The sequence below is a fragment of the Pseudogracilibacillus sp. SE30717A genome (assembly GCF_037071985.1).
Classification (GTDB): domain Bacteria; phylum Bacillota; class Bacilli; order Bacillales; family Amphibacillaceae; genus Pseudogracilibacillus.
In genome coordinates this window covers 21,264-35,506 of sequence record NZ_JAXHDF010000006.1, presented here as the reverse complement: position 1 = coordinate 35,506, position 14,243 = coordinate 21,264, and the positions used below count along the sequence as shown (strand labels likewise).

At 33.1% G+C, this 14,243-nt stretch carries 14 protein-coding genes and 1 pseudogene; all 15 read right to left on the bottom strand.

Going from position 1 to position 14,243, the window contains the following annotated elements; translation table 11 throughout:
- Window positions 1-453: 453 nt before the first annotated feature.
- The gene (locus tag SPD48_RS10755) at window positions 454-1,143 is read right to left on the bottom strand and encodes a CPBP family intramembrane glutamic endopeptidase (protein WP_336258113.1); all 690 of its coding nucleotides are present in this window, start codon (window positions 1,141-1,143) and stop codon (window positions 454-456) included.
- Window positions 1,144-1,281: 138 nt separating this feature from the next.
- Complete coding sequence (locus SPD48_RS10750; RefSeq protein WP_336258112.1) at window positions 1,282-1,935, bottom strand: DUF4097 family beta strand repeat-containing protein; 654 nt, start codon at window positions 1,933-1,935, stop codon at window positions 1,282-1,284.
- Window positions 1,936-2,612: 677 nt separating this feature from the next.
- Window positions 2,613-3,767, bottom strand: a complete 1,155-nt coding sequence (locus tag SPD48_RS10745; protein ID WP_336258111.1) for a Ger(x)C family spore germination protein — start codon at window positions 3,765-3,767, stop codon at window positions 2,613-2,615.
- The gene (locus SPD48_RS10740; RefSeq protein ID WP_336258110.1) at window positions 3,764-5,254 is read right to left on the bottom strand and encodes a spore germination protein; all 1,491 of its coding nucleotides are present in this window, start codon (window positions 5,252-5,254) and stop codon (window positions 3,764-3,766) included. Before SPD48_RS10740 ends, SPD48_RS10745 begins: the two co-directional genes overlap by 4 nt.
- Window positions 5,241-6,344 carry a GerAB/ArcD/ProY family transporter gene (locus SPD48_RS10735; protein ID WP_336258109.1) on the bottom strand — a complete coding sequence of 368 codons (1,104 nt, stop codon included), beginning with the start codon at window positions 6,342-6,344 and terminating at the stop codon, window positions 5,241-5,243. The genes SPD48_RS10740 and SPD48_RS10735 overlap by 14 nt, the downstream gene beginning before the upstream one ends.
- A 334-nt stretch (window positions 6,345-6,678) precedes the next feature.
- On the bottom strand, window positions 6,679-7,254 hold the full coding sequence (gene def, locus SPD48_RS10730; protein WP_336258364.1) for a peptide deformylase: 576 nt from the start codon (window positions 7,252-7,254) through the stop codon (window positions 6,679-6,681).
- On the bottom strand, window positions 7,247-7,438 hold the full coding sequence (locus SPD48_RS10725; RefSeq protein ID WP_336258108.1) for a helix-turn-helix transcriptional regulator: 192 nt from the start codon (window positions 7,436-7,438) through the stop codon (window positions 7,247-7,249). The genes def and SPD48_RS10725 overlap by 8 nt, the downstream gene beginning before the upstream one ends.
- A 272-nt stretch (window positions 7,439-7,710) precedes the next feature.
- Entirely contained in the window at window positions 7,711-8,229 is a 519-nt protein-coding gene (locus tag SPD48_RS10720) for an HXXEE domain-containing protein (RefSeq protein ID WP_336258107.1), read from the bottom strand.
- Between the two features lie 53 nt (window positions 8,230-8,282).
- Entirely contained in the window at window positions 8,283-8,867 is a 585-nt protein-coding gene (locus SPD48_RS10715) for a TetR/AcrR family transcriptional regulator (RefSeq protein WP_336258106.1), read from the bottom strand.
- Between the two features lie 461 nt (window positions 8,868-9,328).
- A pseudogene (ant(9), locus tag SPD48_RS10710) lies at window positions 9,329-10,118 on the bottom strand (aminoglycoside nucleotidyltransferase ANT(9)).
- Between the two features lie 58 nt (window positions 10,119-10,176).
- Complete coding sequence (locus tag SPD48_RS10705; RefSeq protein WP_336258105.1) at window positions 10,177-10,854, bottom strand: ABC transporter permease; 678 nt, start codon at window positions 10,852-10,854, stop codon at window positions 10,177-10,179.
- Window positions 10,847-11,770 (bottom strand): ATP-binding cassette domain-containing protein, encoded by a 924-nt coding sequence (locus SPD48_RS10700; RefSeq protein ID WP_336258104.1) that lies wholly within the window; start codon window positions 11,768-11,770, stop codon window positions 10,847-10,849. The genes SPD48_RS10705 and SPD48_RS10700 overlap by 8 nt, the downstream gene beginning before the upstream one ends.
- Before the next feature lie 127 nt (window positions 11,771-11,897).
- On the bottom strand, window positions 11,898-12,833 hold the full coding sequence (locus tag SPD48_RS10695; protein WP_336258103.1) for a sensor histidine kinase: 936 nt from the start codon (window positions 12,831-12,833) through the stop codon (window positions 11,898-11,900).
- A gap of 3 nt (window positions 12,834-12,836) precedes the next feature.
- Complete coding sequence (locus tag SPD48_RS10690; RefSeq protein WP_336258102.1) at window positions 12,837-13,532, bottom strand: response regulator transcription factor; 696 nt, start codon at window positions 13,530-13,532, stop codon at window positions 12,837-12,839.
- 108 nt (window positions 13,533-13,640) lie between these two features.
- Complete coding sequence (locus tag SPD48_RS10685; RefSeq protein ID WP_336258101.1) at window positions 13,641-14,237, bottom strand: bifunctional transcriptional activator/DNA repair enzyme AdaA; 597 nt, start codon at window positions 14,235-14,237, stop codon at window positions 13,641-13,643.
- Window positions 14,238-14,243 lie beyond the last annotated feature (6 nt).

The window sequence follows — 14,243 nt, the reverse complement described above, 5'->3', positions numbered from 1 at the left end:
TTTATGAAACAAAAATATTTGCAAATCAAATAAACTAAACGATGCTGACTATTTCATTTCATTAGGTCAACTCTTGTGAAATGAGATTATCGTTTAATCTTTCGTATTCTCTTTTTTATCTTTTCACCGTAGAGTTTCTTTCGAAGCTCAGATGCAGAAAAAGCGCTTTTTCGTCATTATATACATCTCTTGGTTTATTCCCAATACCAATTATATAATCTTCGAAAGTAATGCCAACAAAATAAAAATATATTGAAACTGTTGGATCATCGGTAAACATGTGTGGCTTATCTCCTCTTACTGCAATAACATAAAGGAAAAATGAGCATTACAATTACATTTAATCCATGTCGGTATTTAAAGAAAGTTAATATAGCGAAACTTACAAAAGATACACATAAAATCCGTCAAAATATTTCCATCTGAGGTACTTAGACAACGAACGAGAGTATGTTATGTTCCGATAAGTAAAAAAAACAAAATTGTTACAGCAGCGTTTGTAAGACCGTGAACAATAATAGGTACCCATAAAGTACCAGAACGCTCATAAATATATGCAAAAAACGCCCCCATTACTGCAGCATTTAATAACAGTTCCCATGAAGGAGCATGGTTAATACCAAATAGAAAACCATTTATTAAAATTGCTAGTGGAACCCCCAACTTTACTCGCAAAAATTTATAGATTACTCCCCGAAAAACAATTTCTTCCACAATCGGGGCAATGATTGCCACCATTACTATCGATAAGAAGAATCCTGTACTTTGAATGGTATCGGCTTTAGAAGATCCCCCAGACCACACAAGTGCGGTTAAGCTTAATACAGTCGCATTTAGTATCAACCCGATAATACTCCATAAAAATAAGTGTTTCAGACTTTGCTTTGATATCGAACGAAATCCGAAATTTTTCCAAGAAATTTGGTGTTTAGAAAGAACGAAAACTACTACGATGATTAATTGCACTAAATGAATTACAATTGCTCCAATATAATCCGCAATTACTGGGGAAGAAAACAATTTATCAAATATTCTTCCTGCCCCATTAAATAGTGGTTCCGTACTTAGAATAAGCCAAGCAATGAACACAATAGAGGTATCCAAACCACTCCATTCCCCATAAGTCCGATTATGAGAATTCATTTTATTCACCTCTGTGATAGGAATGTAAATACTACATTCAGATTTTCTAAAAATAAGCAATAAAGTAATTTCAGTCTAGCCAAAACAGTGAACCAATTAAATGCATTACCGTCCAAGTCATAATAATGAAATACTAAATCATTTAATCGAAATATTTCCTGATGTCGTCTCTACATGAACATTGTCGGTTTCATTTCCAGATGTTCCTTCAATTCTATTTTCTTTTTGCAAGTTAATTTTGTCTAAGGGAACTGCAACCATTTGATTTCCACTTACTGTATTTACTTTTAAGTTGATATCGGGTGAATCATTGTTCAAAGAAATATCGACATTACCACTCACAGTGTTTACTTCTAGGTTACTTTGAAAATTCACATATTCAATTGTGACATTGCCACTTCTAGTTTTAATATCAAGGTCCGTTGCCTGTAAATTATCTGAAGTGATATTGCTCGATCCTCCCTCTAAAATTATTTTCCCCGAAAAGTCTTTTGGAATAGCTATTTTAAATTTTTTATTTAGATTAACTCTCGGTCCAAATTGATACCAACTTTTTTTCACATTTAGAAGAATCTCACTCTTATCTTGCTTAATGTCAAGCTTATAATTACCGTGATTTACTTCTAAATTTGTATCTTCCGTATTTGTTAGATTTACATTAGTACTACCATTAAGTATATAAATTGTATCAACCCCATCAAGATCAATTAATTCATTATCTTCTCCCTCGGAGTTACAACCCGACAGTAGAGTAAGAAAGACTAATAATATTAAAGAAAGTATGTTTTTCAATTAAACTCCCCCTACTATATAAACCATGTTTTTAAGAATATTACGTTTTTATTAATATACTCAGACCTACAATAAACACCATCCAAATGTACTCACTGAAACCCGTTTTTTATAACCTCTTTAATTAATAGCACCAACCTTATTTAATGATTATATTAAAAGTTTACAAGATGACGTTGAGTAACTTTCAAGTAATAAGTAAACCATTAATTAAATTAGGGAATTTTTATGTATTGTGAAACGTATGTGGTGAATCGGCTATAGAGTGATTCTGAAAGGAAGATATCTTACCGTGGGAAGAAAAATAATAGAGTTAGCAACTATTTATTTATCACGAAACCATCAGGGGTGGGCAAACAATTAGACGAAATAATAATCCATTACAACAAAATAAGCCATTAAAAATAGCATTGCAGTTAAGAGTACAATGCTATTTTTATTACCTGCTTAAGCTTCTACTTATCACATGAATTCCACCGTTATGAATAATTTACAAAACGGGTACAATTCATTATGTGGTACTAATCATTAGAGGGATAATTATTTTTCCTTTTAGGAGAATATTAAATTTGAAAAACACATAGTACGTGCTTTCTTGTAAAGTTGAGTATTTTACCTAATAAAGAATTATACGTGAAACTATACTATATCGTTTGATGGATGAAGTACGTTAGCTCTTATAAATTATCAATAGATTTTCTTCCTGATTTAAACTTTCGTATCTTAACATCTATCGAAAGTGAATCCTCATCTAATTTTACTTTTCCATTTTCCTGTAATCTTTTCCATTCTTTATTATGGTATCGATAAACAAATTCTGATAAACGGTAAATATCTACATCATGTTCTAATGCCTCCATATACGTCCTCTTTACCTCTTGTTTTATCGTGTCCTTTACTCCTTTTTCTAAATCTGTCATTTTTGCCCCTGAAGGAATGATATTACCAAGAGCTTTCACCGATATGGTAACATCAAATGTCACGTCATTTTGCTTAATAATGGGGGTGACTTTCACATTTACATCTTGTATAAAAATAGACGCAAGTGATTCCTCCTTATCTTTTTTCAGTAAGAAAGACACTTCTCCTTCTTTGGACTTGCTATTCATCCATTGAAGACCTGCTATTTTGCTACCTAATAACGTTTCTTTATAGGAAGTTGAACTTAAAAGACTCCCTCCAATTATAGTGGGTTTTGGTGATTTTCCCTTTGAAACACTCCAATTTTCCTTAGCTGTGACAAATGGTATGACAATTTCATGATTAGGTTCATTTAATCCAATAATGAGTTCTCGTATATTGATTGGGCGAATAAAAGAATATTGACTATATGAGTTTAAAGGATCATCCAGTTTAGAAATCGTTATAGGGAGATTGTTAATTGGTACAGTTAATAGTATTTCTTTAATATCATCTTTTGTACTGTATACCCAAATTCTATATCTAGTTTCGTAATAACGAATAAAACTGTCAATCACTTCATTCACTCGTTTTTCTTTTAATGCCTCTTCAGAAAAAATAATATAAGTTAAATGCCCCCAGAAAAGTTCCGCGTCTAACGACTTATATAAATTAGCAATTGCTTCTTCCATCGTTTTTCCAGTAGCACTTCCAACTTCAGATTGAGATTCTTCCGCTGAAATAGGCGTTTCTGACTTAGCAACACTTGTTAAATTGATTATTTGTAAATCAACCTTATATTGATTATCCACAAAATCAATACCGATTGCGTGGGCATACAACAACCGTTCAGCTTCATTATTATCCCAACATCCCGAAAGAAATGGAACTACCAGTACAGTCATCATTACAATTTTGATTGTTATTTTCATTTTTTATCCTCTTTTAATCTTGTCTTATCAATTGTCTTTAATTCAGTTGGACGGTATTTATAATTAATTTGGGATTGACGTAAAAATGTGTGTTTTATTATGGACCATTTTATATGATCTGCTACATTTAAGTATGGAGTTCCAAAAATTCGGATATTGGCTAAATATAAAAGGACAAAGTAAAAGGCTACAAAGAATCCAAATAACCCAAATAAAGCAGTGGCTAAAATGGTTACGATACGAATGATACTTACAGCGGAAACAAATGATTGATTGACTAAAGTAAACGTAGATATAACCGATACAGCTATGATTACAACCATTGCTGGACTCGTTATTCCTGCACGAATTGCTGCATCTCCAATAATTAGCCCCCCAACTACACTTAATGTACCTCCAATTGCTTCTGGCAATCGTAGTCCCGCTTCACGAAACAGTTCAAACATAATAAGCATAAGTATCATTTCAAAAGCAGCCGGGAACGGTAGCCCCGTACTTGCTTGAACAACTGTCGCAAGTAATTGTAGTGGTAATTGGTGTTGATGATAGGTTGTTAAGGCTAACCAAAAAGCCGGAAGTAATGTACCTACTATAATTCCAAATACTCGTAATAATCGTGCAAATGAGCTAAATACGGTCGGATATTCATTGTCTTCTGGAGTCTTAAAAAGTAAAAAAAGATTGACTGGTGTGATCAATCCGTACGCCACCCCATCAACAAGAATAAACACTCGCCCTCTTATTAAAGATTGCACAGCAAAGTCTGGTCTTCCCGTATAGTCATGTCTAGGGAAAAGTTTGGAACGCTTATCAATAAACTCCATTAAAATATCCCCGCTAAAAAGTACATCTATATTTGAATCAATTTTTTCAATTTTATCTTTGACTCCATTAATAATATCTTTGTTTACAATATCATCGAAATATAGAACTGCTACTGCTGTTTTTGTCCTTTTTCCTACTTCAAACTTTTCTACACATAGAGAATTTGTCGGTAACCGTTTTCTTACTAGTGCAATATTAACGGAAATATCTTCAATAAAGTTATCTCTCGGACCTTTAACAGGGACTTCCGTTTTTGTTTCCTCTGGATTACGATTAGGTTTGCTTTCAATATTACTTGAGTAAATCAGGTTGACATCTTCAAAGTAAAGAAGGACATGTCCCGTATAAACATGTGAAATAATATCTTCCTGAGTTTCTAATTTTTGTAGACTAGGAATGTGCAGTTGATTTTCTATCGTTTTTTTTATTGGCTTATCATCCGTATTTAGTAGGTATTTCTGTACTCTTTCCACAATTACGCTTTGCAACATTTGTTTGTCAATCATTGAATCACACGTAATAAAAAAGACACTATACTTACTAAATGTATATTTTTGAAAGTTTACATCAGACGATCTTTCAAATAACTGTTTTAATTGTTTAGCATTCGCTATCCTTTCATTATTAGCATCTAAACCACTTTCTTTCTCATTTGAACTCACGTTTCTGCCTCCTCTTTCTACTAGAGATAAAAGCAACCAATCCGTAAAACAGGGAGATGATAAAAAACATAACAAAAGTCATAGGTAAAAAATAATCTCCTTGCCATTTAATAAATGTGTGATCTTCCACTTTCAATAAAATAAGACATATTATAAGAAATGCTGGAGAAATGATAAACCATATTTTCTTTGGTTTCCTATGAAAATCAAACAGATGAATAACGATATATAATATTAATCCTACTCTAATAAATGCTCCTGTTAACCATTGATAAATAGATAGAAAATCGAGATGCTCAATGAATCGACCTATACTAACAAGCCCCCATTCTTCATAAGCGGGAAATCTTTGTTTTATCGCTTCATCAGGACCAAACTCAGTAATTGCTCCAAGCAATGGACCTAGTGTTAGTATCGTCAAAATTCCAATGATGATGAGATAGTGAATAAATCGAAGACGACCTTTCATTTTGTGCTGCAAAAAAAGCAGAAATACAACTTCAATCGTTCCCGATGCTGGATATATCATACCTTTTAATACGGGTTGAAAACCGTGTTCAAATAAGGGCAATAATAAGACGTAATCTTTTACCTGAATATTAACAATCGCTACAAAAAAGCCGAAAATAACAACTCCGAATAAAACGATAGCATTCGTAATTAAAATTGTTCGTAAACTTGTCGATGCAAGCATGATACATAGTACTACATAGATAATTAATAAAGACAAAATAGGAGTTTCAATTAAGAAAGTCGCATTAATCCATTGTAATGTCTCCCGCATCGTAAAAGCTGCCAATAACATAAAAAAAATAGCCAAAATAACATGAAAAATAGTAGACCATACTTTACCTATCTGTTCTCCTAACAATTGTTTGATCTCTTTTTGATTTGTTTTTTTATGTATGTATAAAAGTAAAAACACCCAGAATAATAAGAAAAAAGTGGACAGTAAAACAGACGCCCACCCATCTCTTCCTGCATGCGATAAAAGTGGTGGCAAAATGGTCACGTGGTTTTTTAAACCAATAAATGTCATGGATAATAAAATAAAATGGATAACTGAAATAGAGTCATACTTCATATACATATTCCTTTAACTTCTTTGTCTTATTATTTTGCTCATTTAAAGAATGTTTTATTCAAAAACAAAAAATCCTTCATAGAAGGATGAGGATTTAGAAATACATGTTATAAATAAATATATCCTAAAGGAAATCATATTCATTCCTTTAGGATAATAGATTAAACATTTCTAGGCTTTTGGAGTTTTTTTGATGATTCTACTATGCAGGAAAATACTATGCGGATGTAACAATATCATTAAGGACTCTGTATAGACGTTGTGTTGGGAGAATAATAATTCGTTTCTGACCCAGAATATCATTATACAACTTAGAATACCGACCTAATTTGTGAAAATTTCAGTACAAACCTTTAGCGTTTTCCGGTAGTTTAAAAGGACTTTCTTTATTAATGCGCTCATAAAACATGATTCCATTTAAATGATCTATTTCATGTTGAATAACAATAGAGGAATAGCCACTTAGTTTCAATACTATTTCTTCTCCCTCTAAATTAAACCCTTTCACTTTAATCCTCTCATATCTTGGGACAAACCCTTTTATATCTTGATCAACAGAGAGGCAACCTTCACTTTGCGGTAAGTAAATCAAAGAAACTGAATGGCTGATTATTTTGGGATTAATAAAGGTAAATTCATGTTCTATCCCCTTTTCGTCAGTTAAATAAGCTACAAACATACGTTTATTCAAGCCAATCTGATTCGCTGATAAGCCAACTCCTGCACGTAATCTATATTTTTTAGATAGATAGGAGTCTTGACTATTTTTCAAAAAATTCATCATACAAGCTAATGTTTCCTTATCTTCCTCAGATGGAGGTACCATCACTTTTTGTGTTGGTAGATGTAGGATTTCATTTCCTTCCCTTACAATATCTTTCATTGTTATTATATAATTCGAATGAAATTTACTCATAAATAAACAATTCATCTACCTTTACTCTTAATGTTTTTGATAATTTGAAAGCCAGCTCTAGTGTGGGATCATATTTATCATTCTCTATACAGTTTATTGTTTGTCTAACAACTCCACACTCCTTGGCAAGTTGCTCTTGTGTTATCCCTAGTTTCTTTCGTATTGCTTTAATTTTATTTTTCAAAAGTATCACCTATGTCAAAAGTATTGGACATTTTCATTATATCAATTACGACAATAATGTCAAAATCTTTGGACATATACAACCAAATTAATTGGGTAGTTTTAACTTTTTGTCTTCTAAATGATTGCCAATATAGAGTACAATTTATTGGAATCGGAATATAAAAAGGTTATAAGAGTATAACTCTAATAACCTTTTTATATGGAGTAGCAAAACTGGAATTGATAAAGAACTCGCTTTTTTTACTAAGAACTTCTATGTCCAGATAATATTTAAGTATATCTTTGTTTCCATATCTCAGCTATTTTATGGCTCAATAAGAGCAGTGGGACAAACAAGGCGCCTACGATCAGAGATAAAACAATCATACTAGTATCCAGCATAGCTTCTTGATACAATACGTTAAAAAGAATCAAATTGTAAGGCACTATAAGAAAAATACTTGTCAATAATCCAGGAACATATCTTCTAAGCAATAACGCTTGGATAGGGTGAGTAAGAATATTTAAAGCAAAAAATATATTAGCCCCCAAAAAAAGCCAATAAAGTTCTGTTGTTACTGAGATGGTTAAAAGCATGGAGACAGCAAGAAACAACACACACACAGCCATTGCGAACTGGCCAGCCGTCATTGATTTTGACTTCTCTAATTCTATTATAATTGATGAAGGAATATGTTCTTTTATATCAGCATATGTCGTGTTAAACCAATATTCTATCGTAAATATTTCTTCAAAATTATGAAGCATAAAGACGATTAAAAACATCAACATCCAAAAATTGATATCCATTATTTATCTCCTTTTATTTTTAGTATGAGTTCCAACATACATATAGGATCAATTCACATTTTATTTAACACTCCATGACAGACGATACCTCCAAGTGAACCTCCTAACGCCTCAGCGGAGTACCCCCCTTCTTCATCCATCCCATAACGGACAACAATGCGTTCAATAGAAGCAACTAGTAATTCTGCAAACAATTCTGTGTCAACTTCAGATCTTATAATTCCAAGTGATTGGTTTTGAACCATGTTTGCATGAATCTGTTTAACTATTCTGCTTCGCAATTCTTCTCCTTTACTACCTTCATTGAATACGATTTTGGTAACATTTTTATTTGCCCCGAACAATTTAAACAAATCGATATAGGATTGAAATAAATATTCCTCCACTTCGGATGAGGACTTTTGCCTGATTTGTCGACCTGCTTCTACAAAGTGAACTAATTGTTCTTCAAAGATACAAAATATTTCATTGAGTATTTCTTCTTTACTTTTAAAATATAGATAAAACGCTGCCTGCGTCAAACCAGCTTCATTCACAATTTGACTAACTGTAGTGCCATGGTAACCGTTAGCAGCAAACAGCCGTTCAGCAGAAGAAAGTATTTTCCCCCGGCTAACTTCACTTTTCTTTTTGGACATTAAATCTCCCCTCACCTTCAATGACTAACTAATTAGTTAGTTAAAATTATACAATAAAAGGAAATAGATGTCTAGGGAGAAATAGAGAATGGTTTAACATACTTGATAATGGTGCAAAACGATCTGACTCGTAGAGCTGATCCCGTCCATCCCTGAATAAACGAACAACCATGAATCTTTTTAAATAATGCTTGAGGAGGTTGTTTATTTTTAAGAATACAAATTCAGAATTATGGATAGACACTAGAATAAAATTTTCTCCTTAAGTTTTCTAAGAGATTTTACCGCGATTAGATCATAAAGAGTGATCCACCAATCTATCTTAACTGGAAATCACTATAGATTAGTAATTAAGGAGTTTGAACATCGGTTCCGCAAAATAATCCATTTTTTTAAAAAATGGATTATTTATTTACCATAAGTTTACAGAGAAATGCGTCTATATTTGCATTGTTATCGCTTTATGCTCCGCCACTAAGATATGACTCTATAGATTTTTTCATATGATTAACAAGTGTCCTCACCTCGGAGTCCGGTCTTTCCCATTGATCAACATACTCTCCCCGATAGGCTTTTCTAGCTAAATCAAGTAAAGTTGCATGCTGTTCAGGCAACCGTGGAATAGCCCATGCTGCAGCCGCATCTTTTGGAGAATTTTCACCAACAGTTACTGTTAACCACATCCTAGCTAAGGTTAAAATTACGTTACGTTCATCACCCTTGATATCCTCAATTAACCCCGGTAAAGAATCCTTAATCGCTCTTCAAATATCTGTCGCGGGCACGGGGGCAAGTGTATCGGAAGCATAAGGACCAAAAAGTGAAACACTATTCTTTCTTACTTGTGCTAAAACAATAGCCAAATCAGGGACAGAAGTTGGTTCTGGGATTTGGCCATTCTCAAATTCTTCCCTGAGCCACTCCCCATAGATAAATTCGTTTTTTGGCGGATATCGCCAGGGTGCAACGTCTCCATGATTTATGACAGTGACTTAAAGTGGTCTCATAGAATCTGTATTTCCTATCTTTCCAGATATAAGCATTAGTCTGTCTGTAAACTCTCTCCGTGTTAATTAAGGTAAACTATGATTTACAACCACTAGGACATCTACATCACTGTTAATGCGCAAGCCACCAATTACGGCAGAACCAAATAGATATAACGCGACTACCTTACAGCCAAGCAACTCCTTTACAAGGTTATACTTTAATCGCTTCCTTCGGTATTTTTTCGTTATTCAAATCGCTTATCACCTTCAAACTCCTCTCAAACATACGATGAAAATACATCCAACGATTAAAGATGTAACTATATCTCCCCTATCCGGTCAGCTGTCTTTATAGAAAGATAAACACTTAGTGCCCCTATTGAACATAGTATTACTATCATAAGCTCATTATTAAAATGAAAAATCGGGGAAAAGTTTGGTAAATTCATTGCTATTATTGCGCAGATTACGGTTGAAACTGTTGCTCTTTTCCAAATTGCAAAGAAAAAGAGCGGAATGAAACTAATTAGCGTGACAATAAACGATCCAACAATCATACCACTAAAGTAACTTACAATATTTGATCCCGTTATTGAAAAATGAATAATAGGCAACACTTGATTAAGTAAATATGTTGCCACCCCTGTCAATAGAAAAGAGACAATGGTAACCATAAAGATAAAAAGGGCGATAAACAACACTTTTGCCAAAAACAGTTTTTTTCTGCTAATCGGATATCCGAAGGAGAGTGTGATGGTTTTATTTTTATATTCCTCTATGAAAACCTGACTAATCATCGATGCCCCCAACAGAACCATCCCCCTCTGGATGGACTTAATAAGTTCGAACAGAGAATCAAAGTTCTGTCCAAAATCAGCGCTTACCATTTTTATAAAAAACAACGGCAACAACATAAGAATAGACAAATAAATGACTATCTCACCTAAAATAGATTTTTGTTTTAATTTTATCCATTCTAGCTTTACTAGTTTATTCACTATGCCGTCCCCCATTAATTTGCTTATAAAAATAGTCTTCCAATGAACTTATATGTTTTTGAATTCCTTCTATCTCTATATCATGTAAGACTAACATTTTGGAGATGGTATTTAGTGATTGTGTCCAATCATAAATCCGAATTTTTTTATCTTGGATGATTTTCATATTGGAAATTTGGAGTTCACTTTCAAGTAAATAAACTGTTTTTTCTACATCCGTCGTTACAAGCTCAATATAATCCGTTCGTTGCTTTCGAATATCCGCTAAAGAGACCTCATTTATTAACTTTCCGTTATTAATCACACCAATCCTGTCTACAATCTGTTCCATTTCACCTAAAATATGACTTGAAAGCAGAAAGGTAATCCCGTAATCCTTATTAAGCATAAGGATTAAATCACGGACATCCTTGATACCTACTGGATCCAGCCCATTGGTTGGTTCATCTAAAACAATTAGTTCAGGCTTAGTGATGATCGCTCTAGCAATCCCTAATCGCTGCTTCATTCCGAGTGAAAAGTTCTTCACTTGCTTTTTTTCAACACCCTTTAAGTGAACCAAATCCAAGGCTTCGCTTATAGCTTTATCATCATAAAACCCTAAATAATCACAATGAAGTTTTACATTCTCAATGGCGGTTAAATGATCAAAAAAAATGGGATATTCAATAACACTTCCGACCCGTTTTAAAACCGATTTCGTTTTTTCAGTCAATAAGTTACCTAATAATTCTATTTCTCCACATGTGGGGATCATTAATCCAGTGAGCATTTTCATAATGGTTGTTTTTCCAGATCCATTTTGCCCGAGGAACCCATATATTTCTCCTTTAATAATATGAAGGTTGATATTAGAAACGAGCTCTCTACCATTAGCTTTTTTCGTAAGCCCTTTTGTTCGAATGGCGTTATTCATTTTTTTTACCTCCCTTAGTATCTACTTTCATCATAAGGAACAGATATATTATTTTTCTTTCCCATTCCTTACAAATTTCTTAAATACTTGTGAACCGCGTTAAGGTAGGTCAACAGAACACCTCTTCTTACAAATTAATACGTTTAAATACACAAGTAAAGACAGTTTTTTTATATGGCTTACTACTTAGATGAATAGAGCCCTTCATAGATTCTGTTAATCGTTTTGTAATACTTAAACCAAGGCCACTTCTTAGAAATTGTGGATTTCTTGCATCATCTAACGTATATAACCGTTCAAACACCCGATCTTGATGTACCTCAGATATTCCTTTCCCTTTATCCCAAATGTCTATTGCCATGTATTTTCCATCTTCTCGAAGCGTTAAACCAAACACTCCTCCATCACTTCCATATCGAATGGAGTTAGAGATTAAATTACTAAGTATGCGATTTAACGCGTCTTCGTTTCCAAGGACATAATAAGGTTGTTCTGGGATATCAATCTCAACTTGAAGACCTGTTGCTTGTAGTAATTCAAAAAATTCCAACACATTTTTTCGACAAATTTCATTAATTGATATTCTGCTTAAAGGAATTGAATAATCATCCGATTCAATTTTTACAAGATCAAAAAAATTATTCATTAGCTCGATTACACTTAACGTTTTTTGATGAAGGCGGAAAGTGATCTCATTCCGCTCTCGTTCGGTCAAATTTTGATCCAATTTTAATTTTTCTACATAACCCAAAATAACAGTTAGTGGAGTTTTCAAATCATGTGACATATTGGAGAGCATTTTTCTTAAACTTTCTTTTGTCTTTGAATAATCCGCAATTACCTTTTGGTTATAGCCCAAGAGACGGTTAATTTGAATAAGAAAAAGTTGAATACTTTTTTGATCTGTTTGAATGAGCACTTTTTCTGAGGACGAATGTTTCAAAATGTCTGCTACTTTTTCACTAATTTCTTGAAGCTCTTGGTTAAATTTTCTTTTGGAAAAGTATTGTACTCCATTGATTATAACTAGTCCTACAACGACTACACTAAGAATAAAAACCATAAGCTATTCACCCAACCTATATCCAATTCCCCAAATCGTCTGAATATACTTTGGTTTAGACGGATCGTCTTCAATTTTTTTCCGAAGCCTTCTGATATGAACATTTATCACATTTTCATCTCCATAATAGTCGTCTTCCCAAATAAAATTGTAAATTTGCTCCTTCGTAAATACTCTGTTTTGGTTTGTCATAAAAAGCTTTAACATATGAAACTCCTTTGATGTAAGCTGGACATATTTATCCTTAATTTTTGCTGAAAAGGTGTTTAAATCAAGGGAAAGCTCCTTAAAATGTATGGTAGTAGGCTTAGATTGATTCTCTTTTGGAAGATATTGTGTTGCTCTTCGAATAGCAGCATGTACTCTGGCGGTTAATTCTATCATAGAAAAGGGCTTGCTAATATAATCGTCAGCTCCAAAACCGAGACCTAACGCTTTATCTATATCAGTCCCTTTTGCTGAAATTATCAGTACAGGAATTAAATTTGTTGATCTTATCTGTTTCAAAAAATCCATTCCGCTTAACTTAGGAAGCATTAAATCAAGCAAGATCAAATCAAATTTGTTTTTTCTAAGAAGAGTTAAAGCCTCTTCTCCGTCAAATGCAGTGAATATTGTAAAATTTTCCTGTTCCAAATGGCTTGTAACCAATTTACTAATATCTACATCATCTTCTACAAGTAGAATATTCTTTTGCACATTTTCACTTCCAATCATTTCTTAAATACTACTATACTTCTCTTTTTCTATGATCGTGTGGTTAAGTTAACTGTAATATTTGTTCTTTTTTTGTTTCAAATTATGAACTCAATCCTGATTTTGATTTAAGGTATTACTAGCATGATGAGTACGGAATTGACTTGGTGAAAATCCCGTATTTCGTTTAAATGCATTATAAAAACTAGAGATGCTTTGATACCCTATTTGGTAACCAATCTGCGTACTATTATATTCCGTTGTTAAAAGTAATTCTTTTGCTTTATCTACTCTAACTTTTTCTAAATACATTCTAGGTGTGCATCCTGTTCTTTCTTTAAATATCCGATTTAAATGAAAACGACTAACTCCTACATTTGATGCAATATCATGTAAAGACATGTTTTGAATATAGTTATTCTTTATCAATCGCATAGTATCCTCTAAAATAAAATCAAACGGATCATATTTTCTATAGCTTAAATCAGGTCGGCATCTTTTACATGGTCTATAGCCTGCCCTTTGAGCTTCATCCGCTGACCCAAAAAAAGATACATTTTCACCATTGGGAACCCTAGACTTGCAAGAAGGACGACAGAAAATTCCAGTTGTCTTTACCGCATAAAAGAAAATTCCGTCATATGCAGCATCACATAATAACGTCGCTTCCCACATTGTATCTTCGGAAAGGTTATTTTTATCCTTCATTAGATA

Excerpts from the sequence above, each read along its gene's own strand:
- SPD48_RS10700 (WP_336258104.1), bottom strand. The coding sequence starts at position 11,770 with ATGAATAACGCCATTCGAACAAAAGGGCTTACGAAAAAAGCTAATGGT.
- SPD48_RS10720 (WP_336258107.1), bottom strand. The coding sequence starts at position 8,229 with ATGGATATCAATTTTTGGATGTTGATGTTTTTAATCGTCTTTATGCTT.
- SPD48_RS10685 (WP_336258101.1), bottom strand. The coding sequence starts at position 14,237 with ATGAAGGATAAAAATAACCTTTCCGAAGATACAATGTGGGAAGCGACG.
- SPD48_RS10715 (WP_336258106.1), bottom strand. The coding sequence starts at position 8,867 with ATGTCCAAAAAGAAAAGTGAAGTTAGCCGGGGGAAAATACTTTCTTCT.
- SPD48_RS10735 (WP_336258109.1), bottom strand. The coding sequence starts at position 6,344 with ATGTATATGAAGTATGACTCTATTTCAGTTATCCATTTTATTTTATTA.
- def (WP_336258364.1), bottom strand. The coding sequence starts at position 7,254 with ATGAGTAAATTTCATTCGAATTATATAATAACAATGAAAGATATTGTA.
- SPD48_RS10695 (WP_336258103.1), bottom strand. The coding sequence starts at position 12,833 with ATGGTTTTTATTCTTAGTGTAGTCGTTGTAGGACTAGTTATAATCAAT.
- SPD48_RS10755 (WP_336258113.1), bottom strand. The coding sequence starts at position 1,143 with ATGAATTCTCATAATCGGACTTATGGGGAATGGAGTGGTTTGGATACC.
- SPD48_RS10745 (WP_336258111.1), bottom strand. The coding sequence starts at position 3,767 with ATGAAAATAACAATCAAAATTGTAATGATGACTGTACTGGTAGTTCCA.